Origin of the sequence: Roseovarius bejariae (genome assembly GCF_009669325.1) — a bacterium.
In the GTDB taxonomy this organism is placed as follows: Bacteria; Pseudomonadota; Alphaproteobacteria; order Rhodobacterales; family Rhodobacteraceae; genus Roseovarius; species Roseovarius bejariae.
In genome coordinates, this window is sequence record NZ_SZWE01000001.1 from 2485850 (window position 1) to 2502929 (window position 17080).

At 59.4% G+C, this 17080-nt stretch carries 16 protein-coding genes; 10 read left to right on the forward strand and 6 right to left on the reverse strand.

The window, feature by feature from the left end; genetic code table 11:
* Positions 1-64 precede the first annotated feature (64 nt).
* The 8 genes from pal (at position 65) to folD (ending at position 9024) form a co-directional block, all read left to right on the forward strand.
* Complete coding sequence (gene pal / locus FDP25_RS11930; RefSeq protein WP_154151993.1) at positions 65-574, forward strand: peptidoglycan-associated lipoprotein Pal; 510 nt, start codon at positions 65-67, stop codon at positions 572-574.
* Between the two features lie 22 nt (positions 575-596).
* Positions 597-1442 (forward strand): tol-pal system protein YbgF, encoded by an 846-nt coding sequence (gene ybgF, locus FDP25_RS11935; RefSeq protein ID WP_154151995.1) that lies wholly within the window; start codon positions 597-599, stop codon positions 1440-1442.
* Positions 1433-2692, forward strand: a complete 1260-nt coding sequence (gene tilS / locus FDP25_RS11940) for a tRNA lysidine(34) synthetase TilS (protein WP_154151997.1) — start codon at positions 1433-1435, stop codon at positions 2690-2692. Before ybgF ends, tilS begins: the two co-directional genes overlap by 10 nt.
* Before the next feature lie 79 nt (positions 2693-2771).
* Entirely contained in the window at positions 2772-4694 is a 1923-nt protein-coding gene (gene ftsH, locus FDP25_RS11945) for an ATP-dependent zinc metalloprotease FtsH (RefSeq protein ID WP_154151999.1), read from the forward strand.
* Positions 4695-4804: 110 nt separating this feature from the next.
* Positions 4805-5485, forward strand: coding sequence for a methyltransferase domain-containing protein (locus FDP25_RS11950; RefSeq protein ID WP_246175919.1), 681 nt, complete (start codon positions 4805-4807; stop codon positions 5483-5485).
* Positions 5486-5574: 89 nt separating this feature from the next.
* A complete protein-coding gene (locus FDP25_RS11955; protein ID WP_154152003.1) occupies positions 5575-6174 on the forward strand; it encodes an MOSC domain-containing protein in 600 nt (199 codons plus the stop codon).
* A 188-nt stretch (positions 6175-6362) separates the two neighbouring features.
* Positions 6363-8039, forward strand: coding sequence for a formate--tetrahydrofolate ligase (locus tag FDP25_RS11960; protein ID WP_154152005.1), 1677 nt, complete (start codon positions 6363-6365; stop codon positions 8037-8039).
* 82 nt (positions 8040-8121) lie between these two features.
* Positions 8122-9024 carry a bifunctional methylenetetrahydrofolate dehydrogenase/methenyltetrahydrofolate cyclohydrolase FolD gene (folD, locus tag FDP25_RS11965; RefSeq protein WP_154152007.1) on the forward strand — a complete coding sequence of 301 codons (903 nt, stop codon included), beginning with the start codon at positions 8122-8124 and terminating at the stop codon, positions 9022-9024.
* Between the two features lie 52 nt (positions 9025-9076).
* On the opposite strand, the gene FDP25_RS11970 is transcribed toward folD, so the two are convergent.
* A complete protein-coding gene (locus tag FDP25_RS11970; RefSeq protein ID WP_246175827.1) occupies positions 9077-9481 on the reverse strand; it encodes a PaaI family thioesterase in 405 nt (134 codons plus the stop codon).
* Positions 9482-9613: 132 nt separating this feature from the next.
* Between FDP25_RS11970 and FDP25_RS17410 the strand changes: the two genes are divergently transcribed.
* Positions 9614-10426 (forward strand): LytTR family transcriptional regulator DNA-binding domain-containing protein, encoded by an 813-nt coding sequence (locus FDP25_RS17410; RefSeq protein ID WP_172982794.1) that lies wholly within the window; start codon positions 9614-9616, stop codon positions 10424-10426.
* Here FDP25_RS17410 and pdeM read toward each other — a convergent pair.
* The gene (gene pdeM, locus FDP25_RS11980) at positions 10423-11085 is read right to left on the reverse strand and encodes a ligase-associated DNA damage response endonuclease PdeM (protein WP_154152013.1); all 663 of its coding nucleotides are present in this window, start codon (positions 11083-11085) and stop codon (positions 10423-10425) included. The genes FDP25_RS17410 and pdeM overlap by 4 nt on opposite strands.
* Before the next feature lie 38 nt (positions 11086-11123).
* On the reverse strand, positions 11124-13541 hold the full coding sequence (locus FDP25_RS11985) for a ligase-associated DNA damage response DEXH box helicase (protein ID WP_154153444.1): 2418 nt from the start codon (positions 13539-13541) through the stop codon (positions 11124-11126).
* 148 nt (positions 13542-13689) lie between these two features.
* Between FDP25_RS11985 and FDP25_RS11990 the strand changes: the two genes are divergently transcribed.
* Positions 13690-14172, forward strand: a complete 483-nt coding sequence (locus tag FDP25_RS11990) for a DUF4405 domain-containing protein (protein WP_154152015.1) — start codon at positions 13690-13692, stop codon at positions 14170-14172.
* 47 nt (positions 14173-14219) lie between these two features.
* Here the strand turns inward: FDP25_RS11990 and FDP25_RS11995 are convergent, their stop codons facing one another.
* From FDP25_RS11995 to FDP25_RS12005, 3 genes are all read right to left on the reverse strand, one after another.
* A complete protein-coding gene (locus tag FDP25_RS11995; RefSeq protein WP_154152016.1) occupies positions 14220-15533 on the reverse strand; it encodes an ATPase in 1314 nt (437 codons plus the stop codon).
* Between the two features lie 124 nt (positions 15534-15657).
* Positions 15658-16191, reverse strand: coding sequence for an A24 family peptidase (locus FDP25_RS12000; protein WP_154152018.1), 534 nt, complete (start codon positions 16189-16191; stop codon positions 15658-15660).
* A 29-nt stretch (positions 16192-16220) separates the two neighbouring features.
* The gene (locus tag FDP25_RS12005) at positions 16221-17066 is read right to left on the reverse strand and encodes a tetratricopeptide repeat protein (RefSeq protein WP_154152020.1); all 846 of its coding nucleotides are present in this window, start codon (positions 17064-17066) and stop codon (positions 16221-16223) included.
* Between the last annotated feature and the right edge of the window lie 14 nt (positions 17067-17080).

A 17080-nucleotide genomic window follows, 5' to 3' on the forward strand; every position in this document is an offset into this window, starting at 1 on the left:
GGCACGCGGCCTGTGGTAGAACGAGATTGAGCAAACGACAGACAAGCAAATGGGGCGAAACGACATGACATATCTTGGCAAAGTGACACTTCTTTGTGCAGGTTTGGCCTTGGCCGCCTGTACCAATGCGGACCGGTTCGACGATACCAATACCGTTGACCTGAATGGCACGGGCGGTTTCGCTCCGGGGAGTGCGCAAGACCCCAAGTCGCCGCTGTACTTCCAGCAGGCGATTGGCGACCGGGTCTTGTTCGCCGTGGATCAATCCACGCTGAGCCCCTCGGCGATGAGTACGCTGGACGGTCAGGCGCAATGGCTGATGAGCAATGCCGATTACACCGCAACCATCGAAGGTCATGCCGACGAGCAGGGCACGCGCGAGTACAACCTTGCGCTTGGTGCGCGTCGGGCCAATTCGGTTCAGGAATACCTTGTGAGCAAGGGCGTTGCGCCCTCGCGCCTCAAGGTCGTGAGCTATGGCAAGGAACGCCCGATTGAGATTTGCAGCAGCGAAGCCTGCTATGCCAAGAACCGCCGGGCCGTAACCGTGATTTCGGTTGTTCCAACAAGCTGATGACGTGATCGGGGAGGCGGCCATGCAGCGGTTCATTCGTATTTTCGGGTTTTGTGTACTCGTGGCCCTGCCCGGGTTTGTCGCGGCGCAGGAGCGCACCGAAACGCTTGCCGATATCAGGCAGGAGTTGTCGGTGCTCTACGTGGAAATCCAGAAGCTCAAACGTGAGTTGAACACCACCGGCGGGGCCGGTGGGTTGTCGTCAGGTGGGAGCCTGTTGAACCGGGTGAATGCCATCGAGGGCGAGTTGCAGCGTCTGACCTCGAAAACCGAGGAGTTGGAGTTCCGCGTGAATCGCGTGGCCGAGGATGGCGCGAACCGGGTCGGCGATCTGGAGTTCCGCCTGTGCGAGCTGGAAGAGGATTGCGACATCGGCAGTCTCGGCGAAAGCACCACCTTGGGCGGGATCGACACCGCAACGGGCGGCGATGGGGCCGCCCCCTTGCCCGATGCGAATACGGGTGACGGCGATCAGCTGCAGATGGCCGTGGCCGAACAGTCGGATTTCGACGCCGCCAAGGCGGCCATGGACGCCGGGAGTTATGAAGCGGCAGCCGAGAAGTTCGCGGCCTTCCGCAGCACCTATCCCGGCGGGCCCCTGACCGGGAAAGCCGGCCTGTTGCAGGGGGAATCCCTTGAAGGGGCCGGGCAGTTGACTCAAGCGGCACGCGTCTATCTTGATCTTTTCAGCGCTGACCCGAACGGGGCCGTGGCCCCGCAAGCCTTGTTCCGTCTGGGCCGGTCGCTTGGCCGATTGGGTAAGACCGAGGAAGGTTGCGTGACACTGGCCGAGGTGGAAACCCGGTTCCCGGAGTCCGATGCGGTTCTCGAGGCGCAATCATCGATGCGCAACCTGGGATGTCAGTGACGCCCGATACTTCGTTGATTTGCGATCGTATCACGGGCTTCTTCCTGCCCGCCCCGCCGATTGCCTTGGGAGTGGCCGTTTCTGGTGGAAGTGACTCGCTTGGGTTGCTGGTTGTACTGGCGCAATGGGCGGCCGAGGGCGGCCCGACGATTCATGCTGTGACGGTTGATCATGGGTTGCGTGCTGAAGCGGCCAGTGAGGCGCAGGAGGTGGCGCGGCACTGCGCCGAACTTGGGGTGACGCACGATACCCTGACGTGGGGGGGCTGGACCGGCGAGGGCAACCTTCAGCATCGAGCCCGCGAGGCGCGGTATGACCTGATGTCGGACTGGGCCAAGAGCCGGGGCATTGATCAGGTTGCCGTGGCGCACACGGCAGACGATCAGGCGGAAACCTTCCTGATGCGGCTGGCGCGGGAATCGGGGCTGGATGGCCTTTCGGCCATGGCCGAGCGAAAGCGGCATAACGGCACGGTCTTTTGTCGGCCCGCCCTTGGGGTGCGGCGCGAGGACTTGCGCGATATTTTGCGCAGTCGAGGGATGTCCTGGATTGAGGACCCAAGTAATGCCAACACCGATTACGACCGCGTCAAGGCGCGCGAGGCGCTGGCCGTGCTTGAACCTCTCGGGATCACTGCGCCGGGATTGGCCCGAACGGCAGTGCATCTGGCCGAAGCACGCAATACGCTCAATTGGTATGCTTTCATAGCGGCGCGTGACTTGGCCCATGTGCAAGCGGCAGATGTCGTGATTGATCTTCGGAAATTTCGGATCCTGCCCGATGAAATTTGCCGTCGCGTGCTTTTGGAGGCGTTGAAATGGGTGAGTGGTGCGCAGTATGGCCCCCGGGGTAAAACATTGGAATTGCTTATGGAATCCTTGCGCGGGGGGACTGATATGACACTGCATGGCTGCCATGTCTCGGTCAATACGCAGGAGGTGCGCGTTTCAAGGGAATTCAAGGCCGTGGAAGGTTTGGAGATTCAGGCCCCTTGTGCCTGGGATGACCGCTGGCGGCTTGAGGGACCATGGCAGGAGGATATGCGGATAGGTGCTTTGGGCACAGACGGCGTTTTGCAGTGCCCGGCATGGCGCGAAACGGGTTTGCCATTGCGCAGTTTGTATGCCTCCCCAGCCGTCTGGCGGGGGGCGGAATTGATCGCTGCACCTCTGGCCGGGTTAAATAATGGGTGGCGTGCCGAGAACCTGCGCCCCGAAGAGGATTTCTTTGCCGCGTTTTTATCGCATTGAAGATGTTGCTGTGATCTCTATTTAAGAAAGGCACGGCCTGTGATAGGCCCTCGCCATTCGAACTTTGAGGAGAGTTTCCTTGGGCAACGCAAGAACAATCGCTTTCTGGCTGATGCTTTTCCTGGTCATTTTGACGCTGTTCAACCTGTTCAGCGGATCGGGCAATACGCTTCAGAGCAAGTCGATTCCCTATTCTGAATTCGTGACAGCCGTAGAAGGCGGCGATGTCAGCAAGGTGACCCTCGATGGGGAAAACGTCAGGTTCCGCGGGGCCGATGGGCAAGAATATGTGACCGTCAAGCCCGAGGATGCCGAAATCACCCAAACCTTGATCGATCAAGGAATTCCGGTGGATGCCGAGCCGCAGGAGCAGTCGGGATTCCAGACATTCCTGATTTCGCTGCTGCCTTTCCTGCTTTTGATCGGTGTCTGGATCTACTTCATGAACCGGATGCAGGGCGGTGGCAAAGGCGGCGCTATGGGGTTTGGCAAATCCAAGGCCAAGATGCTGACCGAGAAACATGGCCGCGTGACCTTTGATGATGTGGCGGGCATTGACGAGGCCAAGGAAGAACTGGAAGAGATCGTCGAATTCTTGCGCAATCCGCAAAAATTCAGCCGCCTGGGCGGGAAAATTCCCAAGGGTGCGTTGCTTGTCGGACCTCCGGGGACGGGTAAGACCCTTCTTGCGCGGGCGATTGCCGGTGAGGCCGGTGTGCCGTTCTTCACCATTTCTGGTTCCGACTTTGTGGAAATGTTCGTGGGTGTCGGCGCCAGCCGGGTCCGCGATATGTTCGAGCAGGCCAAAAAGAACGCGCCTTGTATCGTCTTCATCGACGAGATCGACGCCGTAGGCCGCCATCGTGGCGCGGGCTATGGTGGTGGCAATGATGAGCGCGAGCAAACCCTCAACCAGCTCTTGGTCGAGATGGACGGATTCGAGGCCAATGAAGGTGTGATCATTATCGCGGCCACCAACCGTAAGGACGTGTTGGACCCCGCGTTGCTTCGTCCGGGCCGTTTCGACCGTCAGGTCACCGTTCCCAACCCCGATATCAAGGGGCGCGAGCAAATCCTGGGCGTACATGCCCGCAAGACGCCGCTTGGCCCCGATGTGGACCTGCGCATCATTGCACGCGGGACGCCCGGGTTCTCGGGCGCGGATCTGGCCAACCTTGTGAACGAGGCGGCGCTTATGGCGGCGCGCGTGGGGCGGCGGTTCGTGACCATGGAGGATTTCGAGAACGCCAAGGACAAGGTCATGATGGGCGCCGAGCGCCGGTCGATGGTCCTGACCGATGACCAGAAGGAAAAGACCGCCTATCACGAGGCCGGCCATGCCATCGTCGGTCTGGAACTGCCGCAGTGCGACCCGGTTTATAAAGCAACGATCATTCCGCGCGGTGGAGCATTGGGCATGGTGGTCAGCCTGCCGGAGATCGACCGCCTGAACTGGCACAAGGCGGAGTGTGAGCAGAAGCTTGCCATGACCATGGCCGGTAAAGCGGCCGAGATCATCAAGTATGGCGAAGAGAATGTCAGCAACGGCCCGGCCGGTGATATTCAGCAGGCCAGCGGATTGGCGCGCGCCATGGTCCTTCGTTGGGGTATGTCGGAGCGTGTCGGTAATGTTGATTACGAGCAGGCGCACGAGGGCTATATGGGTAATGGTGCCGGCGGGTTCTCGATCTCGGCCCATACCAAAGAGTTGATCGAGGAAGAGGTCAAGCGCCTGATCGACGAAGCCTATGCACGCGCCTTCAAGATCCTGACCGAGCGCAGCGAGGAGTGGGAGCGTCTGGCGCAGGGGCTTTTGGAATACGAGACCCTGACCGGAGAAGAAATCGACCGCGTCATCAAGGGCGAGCCGCCGGAATCCGACGATGATGGCAGTGCGCCCGAGAAAGAAGACAAGCCGTCTGTCACGGCAATCCCGAAAACCAAGCCCAAGCCGTCGTCCGGTCTTGGGGATGGCGGGCCCGAGCCCGAGCCATCGACCTGACGCACATGAGCCGCCAAGTGAAGACCGCCGATTGGAATCCCCGGGCCTATGCCAGGTTCGGGGATTTGCGCCTGCGCCCCGGTCTGGACCTGCTGAACGCTGTGGGCCAGATGGGGGCAGGGGATGTTGTCGATCTGGGCTGTGGCAACGGGGCTTTGGGCGCCGCATTGAAGGCGCGTGCCGGTGGGCGTGATCTGGTCGGTGTCGATGCGTCGCCCGCGATGCTGGAAAAGGCGCGTGGGGTTGCGGAATACGATAGCCTGCAACAGGCCGATATCCGCGATTGGCACCCGCGCCGCGCGCCTGGCCTGATCGTGTCCAATGCCGTGTTGCATTGGGTGGGCGAGCACGAAAAGCTGATGCCGAAATTGGCACGGATGCTGGGCAAGGGTGGCACGTTGGCGGTGCAGATGCCGCATCAGAACAAAGCACCCTCGCATCGTGTGTGGCTGAGTCTTGCCGAAGAGCTATTCCCCGGACGGGTCGAAAAGATGGGCACGCCGGGTGTCATGGCCCCGGTGAAATATGATGAGCTTTTGTCGCCGCTGGGGCAGTTCCGCCTGTGGGAAACCGAGTATTTTCAGCGCCTGATGGCCGAGGCGGGCAGCCATCCGGTACGGCGCTTTACCGAAAGCACTTATGCGCGGCCTATTCTTGAGGCCTTGGAGCCGGACGAGAAGGCCGAGATCATCCGCCGCTATGAGGACGTGATGCACACGGCATATCCTGTGCGCGCCGATGGCTCTGTCCTTTTTCCGTTCCGGCGGATGTTCTTTACGCTGACCGTTTAGGCGCCTGATACACTGGATCACATTTTGTCATTTGACCCCTCGCCGCGCTGCGATGAGGGTGTTTTCTATGAAATGGACAGGGGCCCGCAATGCCAGCACTCATACCTACCGGATTTACCGCGAGAATCACGTGGCTTGGCCGGGTCGAGAACCGCGACTCCACGCTGCGGGCCAGCCCCTTGCAGGATGTCATGGCCACCTATGCCGGTGTCGAGGGCGAGGATCACGCCGGGCTGACGCGCCCATCGTGCAGCCGGGTTGTGGCCCAGTATCCCAAGGGCACGGATATTCGTAATGTGCGCCAATTCTCGGTCCTTTCGTCCGAGGAACTGGACGCGATTGCCCAAGAGATGGGTGTTGACCGGGTGGAGCCGGCTTGGGTCGGGGCCTCATTGGTGTTGGAGGGAATTCCGGATTTCACCCATGTGCCGCCCGCCTCGCGATTGCAGACCGAGTCGGGAACGACGCTTGTCGTGGATATGGAGAACCGGCCCTGCCATTTGCCCGCCAAGGTCATTGAAGAGGACGTGCCGGGCTTTGGCAAAGCGTTCAAAGCCGCCGCGCAGGGGCGGCGCGGGGTGACGGCCTGGGTCGAGCGTGAGGGGCCTTTGCGGGTGGGCGATGTGATGCGCCTGCATGTCCCGGATCAACCTGTTTGGCCGCATCTGGAGGCTGCACGCCGCGCCTGAATTAAATCTATGCGACGTCTTTCGGAAACAAGATGTGACATCGCTTCCCGCGTTTCCGAAACGAAACGCAACTGCGGCAGGCCGCCGCAACAGAAACTGGATATGTCGGATTCGCAATCTGCATGCCGCGGTAGACCCGCTATAGCCGGGGTAGTGAAAACCGCCGGGCGGCCAGCAGAGGAAGCACCATGAGCTACAAGTCCGATATCGAAATTGCGCGCGAAGCAAACAAGAAACCGATCCAAGAGGTCGGTGACAAGCTGGGTATTCCCGGCGAGCACCTGCTGCCCTATGGCCATGACAAGGCCAAGGTGAGCCAAGATTACATCAACTCGGTGCAGAGCAACGAGAACGGCAAGCTGATCCTTGTCACCGCGATCAACCCGACACCGGCGGGTGAGGGCAAGACCACCACCACAGTGGGTCTGGGCGATGGCCTGAACCGTATCGGCAAGAAGGCGATGATCTGTATCCGCGAAGCCTCGCTGGGCCCGAACTTCGGCATGAAGGGCGGGGCCGCAGGTGGCGGTTACGCGCAGGTCGTGCCGATGGAGGACATGAACCTTCACTTCACCGGCGATTTCCACGCGATCACCAGTGCCCACAGCCTGCTGTCGGCGATGATCGACAACCACATCTACTGGGGCAACGAGCAGGAAATCGACGTGCGCCGCGTGCAATGGCGCCGCGTGGTCGACATGAACGATCGTGCCCTGCGTCAGATCAACGTCAGCCTCGGCGGCGTTGCCAACGGGTTCCCGCGCGAAGGCGGTTTTGACATCACCGTGGCCTCGGAAGTCATGGCGATCCTCTGCCTTGCGAAAGACCTCAAGGACCTCGAAGAGCGTCTGGGTGCGATGATCGTGGCCTATCGCCGTGATCGCAGCCCGGTTTACTGCCGCGACATCAAGGCCGAAGGCGCGATGACGGTTCTTCTGAAGGACGCAATGCAGCCGAACCTCGTGCAGACGCTGGAAAACAACCCGGCCTTTGTGCATGGTGGACCCTTCGCCAACATCGCGCATGGTTGTAACTCGGTCATCGCCACCACCACCGCGCTGAAAATCAGTGATTACGTGGTGACCGAAGCCGGTTTCGGTGCCGATCTGGGCGCTGAGAAGTTCATGAACATCAAGTGCCGCAAGGCGGGCCTTGCGCCCTCGGCTGTGGTGCTGGTTGCCACCGTGCGGGCGATGAAGATGAACGGCGGTGTTGCCAAGGAAGATCTGGGTCAGGAAAACGTGGATGCGGTGAAGGCCGGTTGCGCCAACCTTGGCCGCCACATCGAGAACGTCAAATCCTTTGGTGTTCCGGTCGTCGTGGCGATCAACCACTTCGTGACCGATACCGATGCCGAAGTCGAAGCGGTGAAAGCCTATGTCGCCGAGCATGGCGCCGAGGCTGTCCTGTCGCGTCACTGGGAGCTGGGGTCGGAAGGGTCGGAAGACCTTGCCAAGAAAGTGGTCGAAGTCGTGGATGCGGGGAACGCCAACTTTGGCCCGATCTACCCCGACGAAATGCCGCTGTTCGAGAAGATCGAAACCATCGCCAAGCGCATCTATCGTGCGGACGAGGTTCTAGCCGACAAGAAAATCCGCGATCAGCTGAAGCTGTGGGAAGAGCAGGGTTATGGCAACCTGCCGGTCTGCATGGCGAAGACGCAGTACAGCTTCTCGACCGATCCCAACCTGCGTGGCGCGCCGACCGGCCATTCGGTGCCGGTGCGCGAGGTGCGCCTGAGCGCCGGGGCGGGCTTTGTCGTGGTGGTCTGCGGTGAGATCATGACGATGCCGGGCCTGCCGCGTACACCTGCGGCCGAGAAGATCTGCCTCAATGACGCAGGTGAGATCGAAGGGTTGTTCTAAGAGCAGGCCGGGGTAAAACCCCGGCCTATATCTTGTGTAGGGCGGGGGGTTCCCCGCCTTTGCCTATGACGAAGGATAAGACATGACGGCGCAGATCATTGACGGGAAGGCCTTTGCGGCCACGGTTCGGGAAAAGGTAGCGGGCCACGTGGCGCGCTTGAAAGAAGAGCACGGGATCACCCCGGGTTTGGCGGTGGTTCTGGTGGGGGAAGACCCGGCCAGCCAGGTTTACGTGCGTTCGAAGGGGAAACAGACCGTCGAAGCGGGCATGAACTCTTACGAACACAAGCTGGATGTGGAGACTTCGGAAGAGGACCTTCTTGCGCTGATCGACAAGCTGAATAACGATCCGGCGGTGCATGGAATCTTGGTGCAATTGCCTTTGCCCGGGCATCTGAACGAAGATCTGGTCATCAACTCGATCGATCCGGCAAAGGATGTGGACGGCTTCCATATCTCGAACGTGGGGTTGCTGGGTACCGGGCAGAAAAGCATGGTGCCCTGCACGCCGCTTGGTTGCCTGATGATGCTGCGCGACCACCACGGGAGCCTGTCCGGACTGGACGCGGTTGTGATCGGACGCTCGAACATCGTTGGCAAGCCGATGGCACAGCTCTTGCTTGGCGATAGCTGCACCGTGACGATTGCACATAGCCGCACCAAGGATATCGCCGACGTTGTCCGCCGCGCCGATATCGTTGTGGCCGCCGTAGGCCGCCCGCAGATGGTTCCGGGTGACTGGATCAAGCCGGGTGCGACGGTGATCGACGTGGGCATCAACCGGATCGACGCGCCCGAGAAGGGCGAGGGCAAGACACGTTTGGTTGGCGATGTCGACTTTGACAGTTGCTCTGAGGTGGCCGGTGCGATTACGCCTGTTCCGGGTGGCGTGGGGCCGATGACCATTGCCTGCCTGTTGGCCAATACCGTGACGGCCTGCTGCCGCGCCAATGGCTTGTCCGAGCCCGAGGGGCTCACCGCCTGAAGGTTTCGGCCCTCGTGTTTCATGAAACCCCGCGCAGCCCGCGCGGGGTTTCCTATTTCGGGGAGAGTGGCATCATGGTGCCGGTCATCAGGGCAACATGCGTTTCGATGTCATTTTCGATGGCATAGACATCGGATTGCACGATGATCAGGCGGCGACCGGGTTTGATGACCTTGCCGCGCGCGATCAACCGCTCGCCTTTCCCCGGGGCAAGCAGGTTGATCTTCATCTCGGTGGTCAAGACCTCGTGACCGGCGGGCAGGGTCGAAAGCGCGGCATAGCCTGCGGCACTGTCCCCGATGGAAAAGGTCAGGCCCGCATGGGCAAAACCGTGTTGTTGGCGGCTACTTTCGAGTATCGGGGCGATGATGTCTACGGAACCATTTTTGAGAGACGAGATTTCTGCACCAAGCGTATGCATCAAAGATTGTGACGCGAAACTCTGTTGAATCATCATTTTGACATCCGAGTTCATCGTGCATTTTCCTTGTCGTTCCATGGTATTCAGTATGTTGTGATCCAGCTTGGGGTTCACCTGTTTTCCTTAAAGTTATACTGTTTAAGCAGTGGGTAATAGCAGGGGTGTGTTGTGTTTTTCAGCAGGTTGCGTGAAGAGGTCTTTTGGTCGTTGTCAATTCTGGTTCGGCCTCTGACCCTGTTTATCTGGGTCAGCACATCGCTTGTTGCCATTATATCCGGGCCTTTCGGGACAGACGCCTTGATGGCTTGGCCGGCGCGGTCGTTGTATTGGTTCGCGATAACCTTCGTGGCCTTGAGTATCGGGGTTTCGGTGCGGGCTGTGACCGCGGCCTGGATAGGGTACGACAGGCCGCTTGGCTTTGATATCATCGCCACTCTTTTAACGACTACGATTTGTGCCCCGTTGATATGGATGATGCGCCGAACGGTTGACACCCTTTCGGGGGTTCCATCGGTCGATTTACTGAACGTTGCGCTGCATACTCTCGTGATCGTTGGACTTGTATTTGTGGTCCGGCGGCATATCAGCCCAAGTGAGCCGGGATCATATCTTGAACCAGAACTGGAACCAAAGGTGCGATATTACTCACCGGTAGGCCATGAGAACCCGCGTCTTTATCGGCGCTTGTCTGCATCGACGACCGGACCGATTTTGCGACTTTCCGGTAAGGATCACCACGTTGAAGTGGTCACGCCCGAGGCACGGGAAACCTTGCGTTTGCGGCTGTCCGATGCGATCGACGAGATGGACCCGGTCGAGGGATATTGCACACACCGATCTCATTGGGTCGCGCGCACGGCGATTGAAACGGTAGACCGCAGTCAACCCGGGAAGATTTTCATCGTCTTGACCAATGGCGATAGGGTTCCGGTAAGCCGCAAATATCGACCCAAGCTAGAGGTGGAGGGCCTTTTGGATTAACGCGGCATTGGCACGGCTTGGGGAACTGGCCCTGTCAATATGGCTAGGGCTTCGGGGCGCATCAGAGTGCTGAGAATGGGATCACTGCTGCGAAGACCGCCGGTGTAGGTCCCGTATGCAGGCATGATGATCCGGTCGCTGTCGACCAGGAAAGCAGGTCGTGTCACGGGCCGACCGCGTGGACGAAGCGTGACCTTCGGGTGGTAATGGCCGGAAACCTCGCCGCTTTGGCCGGACTGTGCGATATGGCGAAATGTGAGTGGCGGAAGCGGCAGTTCGTTCATGTGTGCCCCGCCCAGTTCCAAAGGACCCGGATCGTGATTGCCCTCGATCCAGACCCAGCGCCGCCCCGCCTGCATCGCTGCAATCCATAGCTTTTCCTCGTCTGGCAAAGCTTGTGCAGCGAGGGCGTCATCAAAGCTGTCACCGAGGCAGATCACCGTGGTGGCGCGCGTGGTTTTCAGGTCCACCTCCAACCGCGTCAGGGTATCTCTTGTCTCGTAAGGAGGAAGTGGGGGGTCTCCTATGCGGGCGCGGCGTTCTGATTTGCCAAGATGTAAATCAGACACGCAAAGCCATGATTTGGAAGGTGCAAAAAGTGCCCCGGAGGCCAAGGCGACAAGTTCAACACCAGCCAAAGTGAAATTATACCCATTCATTTGCATTGCTTGCCTTGGGTGCGTGAGGATTGCAACAGTCAGTCAGCAAGCCCTGCGGCACGCATCAGGCGTGCGGTTTCTTCAGCGACCAAGCGCTCTTGTGCGCTGCCTTCGATGGGGGTGCGGCCAGCTTCGAGTAACAATGGAGCGGCGAAAGGGCTGACGCGTTCTAGGCGGTGCAGGTCAATGCGGCCGTCGATCCGGGCGAGCATTCCCTCGATTCGGCCAAAATCGATCAGGCCGCGCATGGCCTCTTGGCGTGTGATCCGCAGGAGGAGATGCTCAGGGTCATACTTCGAGAGAGTGTCATAGAGAATATCGGAGGAAAAGGTGGCTTGCCGCCCGGATTTCCGGGCTTGCGGCGTATTGCGTTGGATCAGGCCCGCGATGGTGGCAGAGGCGCGGAAGGTGCGTTTCATCAGGGCGTTCCCGGCGAGCCATTGGTCAAGGCCATCCCGCAGGGCATCCGCGTCAAAAAGTGGGCTGGGGTCAATGAGCGGTTCAAGTCCCCAGATCAAGGTCGCATAGTCGGTTGAGACGAAGCCCAAAGGCGCGAGGCCCATGTCCTCCATCCGTTTGGTGAGAATGAGGCCCAAAGTTTGCTGTGCATTGCGGCCCGCAAAGCCGTAGACGCAGGTGTGTTCGCGGCCTTCATGGGGGAAGGATTCGATTAGCAAATGGCGGTTCTCTGGAAGCCGGGAAACCTTGTTTTGCAGGGCGATCCAGTCTCGCGTGTGGTTGGGCAGTTCTGGCCAGTCAGGTTGATCGAGTATGTGCAGGATACGAAGACTTAGCTGTGTCGAGGTGGCAAATTTGGTGCCCATGAAGGTAGCGATCCTAGGCTTGCGGCCTTTGTCACGGCTGACTTCGACCACCATTTCGCGCAAGGATTCAAACTTGACGATCTGCCCGCCGATCAGGAATGTATCGCCGGGGGTGAGGGAGGCGGCAAAGCCTTCTTCGATCTCGCCCAAGGGCCTGCCGCCGCGTGTCCGTCTTATACGGACCTTGAGGGTGTCGGTGTCTTGAATTGTGCCGATATTCATACGGATCAGGCGCGCGCTGCGCGGGTCGCGCAGGTGCCATTGGCCATTGGTGTCTTGTTTGAGGCGTTGCCATTGGTCATAGGCGCGTAGGGCGTAGCCGCCGGTGGCGCAGAATTCGAGGCAATCGTTGAAATCTTCGTGTGCAAGCTTGGCGTAGGGGCCAGCGGTGCGGACCTCGTTATAAAGCACTTGCGCATTGAATGGTCCGGCACATGCGGCGATCAGGATATGCTGACACAGGACATCCAGTGGACCGGGCCCACGATTTTCTCCATCCAGATCATGGGCTTGGACCGCCTCGAGCGCGGCTTGACACTCGATCACCTCAAAGCGATTTGCAGGAACCAGAAGGGCCTTGGATGGGGCGTTGTAGCGGTGATTGGCGCGGCCGATGCGTTGAACGAGGCGCTTGACGTTTTTGGGCGCTCCCAGTTGGATGACAAGGTCGACATCACCCCAATCGATACCCAGATCAAGCGAGCCGGTGCACACGATCGCGCGCAGGTCGCCACGGGCCATGGCGGCCTCGACCCGTTCGCGTTGTGTGCGGTCAAGGGAGCCGTGGTGAATGCCGATTGGCAGACCTTCGTCATTGGCAAGCCACAGATTATGGAAGAAAATTTCCGCCTGAGCGCGGGTGTTATGGAAGATCAGTGTGGTCTTGTGGCGCTTGATTTCCTCCAGCACCGCGGGGATGGCATATGCCGCGCCGCCACCCGCCCAAGGGGGCGTGGCTTCCGAGATATCAAGCATGGAAATATCCGGCTCGGGCCCCGGATCAGCGGTGAGGATATGGCACGGGTCGGGATGGCGGGCTAGAAATTTCGCAATAGAATCAGGATCTTCAACGGTAGCAGACAGCCCGACGCGGCGCAGGCCGGGGCAAATTGCCTGTAGCCGGGAGAGGGCCAGCATCAATTGATCGCCGCGCTTGGACTCGGCCAGTGCGTGGATTTCATCAATCACCACCCGTTGAAGGCCCGCGAACATGCGCGGCGCATCCTCGTAAGATATTAATAATGCAAGGCTTTCCGGTGTGGTGAGTAGAATGTCAGGCGGCGCAGCGCGTTGCCGCCGCTTGCGGCTGGCGGGGGTGTCGCCGGTGCGATCCTCGACCCGAATGGGCAAATCCATCTCAGAAATGGGGGCCATCAGATTGCGTTTGATATCTGCGGCAAGTGCCTTCAGGGGCGAAATATAGAGGGTATGTATGACGTCGGTATCACGTCGGTATTCCGACAGTTCCGCAAGCGTCGGCAAAAACCCCGCCAATGTCTTGCCGCCACCCGTTGGCGCAATGAGAAGCGTCGCAGGATCTGCGGAGCGGTCCAGCATCTCTTGTTGGTGCGGATGGATGGACCAGCCGCGATCGGAAAACCAGTGGTGAATTGTGTCGGGCAGGTCGCGCATGGGGAAGAATATAGCGCGCTGACGGGCCGTGAACATGGGGCAAGGACGATGTTCAACACAGCATGACGGCTATGCAGTATTCGCGCGACGGGATAGTCGGCGATGCGCGTTGAACAAGGCAAAAGAGAGTATCTTGAAAGGATTATCCATGCCCACCCTACGCCAGTTTGCAACCCCCGTCACAATCGGTGCCTTCCTCCTGTCTGCCGTGACCGGTGTTTTGATGTTTTTCCATCTCGATGCCGGGTTGAACAAGGCCGCGCATGAATGGTTGAGTTGGGCGCTTGTGGCCGGGGTTCTGGCGCATCTCACGGTGAACTACCGGGCCTTCAAGGGGTATCTGAAACGTCCCCTTGCGCGCGGCGTGATGGCGGGTTTTGCAATTGTTTTGGTCGCTTCGTTCCTGCCGTTGGCCGGATCCTCGGGGAGCCCGGTTCCGGTTGTCATGGACGGCTTGGCAAAAGCCCCGGTGGTCAAGGTGATCGCCCTGACCGGACAAGAGGAGCCTTTGGTCCTGTCGCGGCTCGCAGCGGCGGGCTTTGATGCCGATCCGCAGCAAACCATCGCCAGCCTGTCGGGCGGCGACCGGGGCGCACAAGGTGAAATCCTGAAGGCGATTTTTGCTGAATAACAAAAGGCCGCGGTGTCCCGCGGCCCTCTTCTGGCGGCCACTTGGCGTTATTTTACAATTTTTTCGTCCTTGACGAACATGTTCGCCCATGCCCGGTCGATCAGGTCCGGGGTCATTTGATAGGGGATGCCCTCGAATTCACAGATCGCGATCATCTGGTCGATCAGGAAGTTCGGCTGATAGTTGGCATAGATGTTGTCAATGGTGGGGTATTTGACCTTGAGCAAATGCACCAGTGCCGATTCATCCAGTGGCATGCCTTTCTTCTTGGCGACCATGGCAAAAATCTTCAGGAAGTTCTGCTGGTTCGGCCCGTCGATCTTGATCTTGAAGAAGATACGCCGCAGGGCGGCTTGGTCGAAGATCTCGTTGGGGTGGAAGTTGGTCGAGAAGATCACCAGCGTATCGAAGGGCACTTCGAATTTCTCGCCGGATTGCAGGGCGAGGATATCCTTGTTTTCTTCCAGCGGAACAATCCAGCGGTTCACAAGGCTTTGCGGCGGTTCGGCCTGACGACCCAAGTCGTCGACGATGAAGATGCCGCCGGTGGATTTGAGTTGCAGCGGCGCCTGATAGGTGCGGGCCGTCGGGTTATAGACAAGGTCAAGCATGTCGAGACTGAGTTCGCCGCCGGTGATCACGGTCGGGCGTTCACAGCGGACGTACCGTGTGTCGAAGGTGCGCTTGCGGCGCAGGCTGTTGGGATCATCGACCTCGACCTCGGCCTTGGAGTGCACGATGGGATCGTAGACGGTGATAACCTGACCGGAATATTCGATGGCGCGGGGCACATAAATCTTGTCGCCCATGGCGTCGCGGATACCGTTTGAGATACTGGATTTCCCGTTGCCCGGTGGGCCATACATCAGGATCGAACGCCCCGATGAGACCGCCGGGCCGAGGTTGCTGAGCAGATTTTCCGGCAGCACGAGGTGGCCCATGGATCCGGTCAGGTCATCGCGCGTGATCTGGATGTCGCGGATGGATTGGCGTTGGATTTGTTCACGGTAGACGGACAGCGGCACCGGCATGGCACCGAAGTATTCCGATTGGGCCAGGGCATCGAGTGCGCGGGTCTTGCCCGCGTCTGTCAACTCATAGCCCATTTCGCCGCTGGAATTGTTGGCGTTCAGCGTGCCCGTGGCCTGCAACAGTGTTTGCTTGCGGGCCATGTCCACCAGTTCTTGTGTTACAGCGCGAGGCAGGCAAACGGCCTCGGCCAGTTCGCTAACCTCGGTGACGTTCTTGCGGAACATGGTCTTGAGAAGGATGTCCCGCATCATCACGATGGGGAGTTGCATGTCTTCAAGGCTGCTGGGCGGCGGGGGCGGCTGAACGCCTTGGCTGACTTGCATGTTCATGGTGTATTGCCCGTGTTTTTGTCATGGTTGCAATTCCCGAGCCTGTCGGGTTGCTGTGACGGTGCCGCAAAACTTGGGTGAAAATATGTTCTCGCGCGGGCGTTGCAGGGGCATGGGGCGCGCGTTACTGCCCCAGAAACGCGCCCAGAACCAAGTAGCTGGAAAGAGCCAATGCAAGCCCCGTGCCCATGGGGATGGTCAGTTTCTTGCCCTTCCCGACAGCGTCGGTTTTCGTGGGGTCAAGTTTTTCCCAAGTGGCCCAATGGGGGGCCAGATCCTTGAGCGGGGAATGCATGGTGATCAACACCGCGAGGGTCGATCCGATGAGCGCCGCCAAAAGGATGAATATGGCTATGCCCGCGTCTCCGGGATGCACGAAAAGGGCTACCGCTGCCATGAATTTCACGTCGCCACCACCCATTTGCCGGGCCATCCACATTAGGAAGCCATAGATGAAAGCAATGGCATAACCTGCAAAGCGCCAGAGGAAATCCGGTAGGGGCAGGGTGGCAAGGCCGATGATCACGAAGACGGCGAAAAGCGCCCAGACGGTCGCATTCGCGATCCGCTTGTACTTCATGTCTATGTAAAACGTGAGAATGCTGATCGGCACGCAGAACAGCGCAAACAGCATGGCCTGAAAGGCGTCAATTTGCATGCCCGGAATCCTTTACCCGAACCGGAAGGTCAGCCTTCGAGCGCGCGCAGTGAACGCACGGCTTCTTCGAAGTGCTGCGGGTGGGTGTCGATGGCGTCACGCAGCAGGCCCTTGCCGATGCCGGTATCGCCCTGCTTGATGGCTGAAAGCCCAAGGGTATAGAGAAGTTGCGCGCGCTCTTCCTGTGATGTGGACATAACCGGTAGCGAGTATTTCTGTTGCGCGCCACGCGCCAGAATGAGGTTGTTCTTGGCGGTGAATAGGCTGTCATCCTGGCGGATCGCATCCGAGAACAGGCTTTCGGCGGCGGCGAAATCCCCACGGGTCAGTTTGGAATATCCCCAGTTGTTCATCACGCCGGCCGGCCGGGTCGTGAGGCCCACGGCGGTTTCATAGAAACTGTCGGCTTTCTTCCACTCCTGATTGCTGTCGGCGATCATCGCCTCAAGCCGATAGCGTTTGAAGGTTTCGAAGGTGGGTGGGATGCTATCGAGAACGGTGTCGGCGCGGTCCCATTCGTTGTTGCGGATCAGCGCATCGGCCAGATCGACGCGGTCATCGTCGGTGGCTTCGTCATGTTCGGTCACCTTTTTCCATGCCGGTACGGCCTCGGTGAAGCGCTTGGCACGGATGAGTGACTTGGCCAGACCGCGTTGCAAGTCGATACGTTTGGGTTGTTCCCCCACGGCCCGCTGGAAATAGGCGACGGCCTCGTTCGGGTCGGCCACGGAAAGCATGACATCGTTGAGGTTGGTCTCATCAACGACATTCACGCCTTGAAAAGCGCGGTCCACGTCTTGCCCTTCGGTTTCAGAGCATGCCGAAACGGTGAATGCGCCTGCAACGCACATGGAAAGAAGAATAGGGTGGCGCATGTTTGCGTCCTTTT

What these genes read in the sequence shown, in the direction of transcription:
- pal (WP_154151993.1), top strand. Translation starts at nt 65, where the DNA reads ATGACATATCTTGGCAAAGTGACACTTCTTTGTGCAGGTTTGGCCTTG.
- ybgF (WP_154151995.1), top strand. Translation starts at nt 597, where the DNA reads ATGCAGCGGTTCATTCGTATTTTCGGGTTTTGTGTACTCGTGGCCCTG.
- tilS (WP_154151997.1), top strand. Translation starts at nt 1,433, where the DNA reads ATGTCAGTGACGCCCGATACTTCGTTGATTTGCGATCGTATCACGGGC.
- FDP25_RS11950 (WP_246175919.1), top strand. Translation starts at nt 4,805, where the DNA reads ATGGGGGCAGGGGATGTTGTCGATCTGGGCTGTGGCAACGGGGCTTTG.
- FDP25_RS11955 (WP_154152003.1), top strand. Translation starts at nt 5,575, where the DNA reads ATGCCAGCACTCATACCTACCGGATTTACCGCGAGAATCACGTGGCTT.
- FDP25_RS11960 (WP_154152005.1), top strand. Translation starts at nt 6,363, where the DNA reads ATGAGCTACAAGTCCGATATCGAAATTGCGCGCGAAGCAAACAAGAAA.
- folD (WP_154152007.1), top strand. Translation starts at nt 8,122, where the DNA reads ATGACGGCGCAGATCATTGACGGGAAGGCCTTTGCGGCCACGGTTCGG.
- FDP25_RS11970 (WP_246175827.1), bottom strand. Translation starts at nt 9,481, where the DNA reads ATGATGATTCAACAGAGTTTCGCGTCACAATCTTTGATGCATACGCTT.
- pdeM (WP_154152013.1), bottom strand. Translation starts at nt 11,085, where the DNA reads ATGAATGGGTATAATTTCACTTTGGCTGGTGTTGAACTTGTCGCCTTG.
- FDP25_RS11985 (WP_154153444.1), bottom strand. Translation starts at nt 13,541, where the DNA reads ATGCGCGACCTGCCCGACACAATTCACCACTGGTTTTCCGATCGCGGC.
- FDP25_RS11990 (WP_154152015.1), top strand. Translation starts at nt 13,690, where the DNA reads ATGCCCACCCTACGCCAGTTTGCAACCCCCGTCACAATCGGTGCCTTC.
- FDP25_RS11995 (WP_154152016.1), bottom strand. Translation starts at nt 15,533, where the DNA reads ATGAACATGCAAGTCAGCCAAGGCGTTCAGCCGCCCCCGCCGCCCAGC.
- FDP25_RS12000 (WP_154152018.1), bottom strand. Translation starts at nt 16,191, where the DNA reads ATGCAAATTGACGCCTTTCAGGCCATGCTGTTTGCGCTGTTCTGCGTG.
- FDP25_RS12005 (WP_154152020.1), bottom strand. Translation starts at nt 17,066, where the DNA reads ATGCGCCACCCTATTCTTCTTTCCATGTGCGTTGCAGGCGCATTCACC.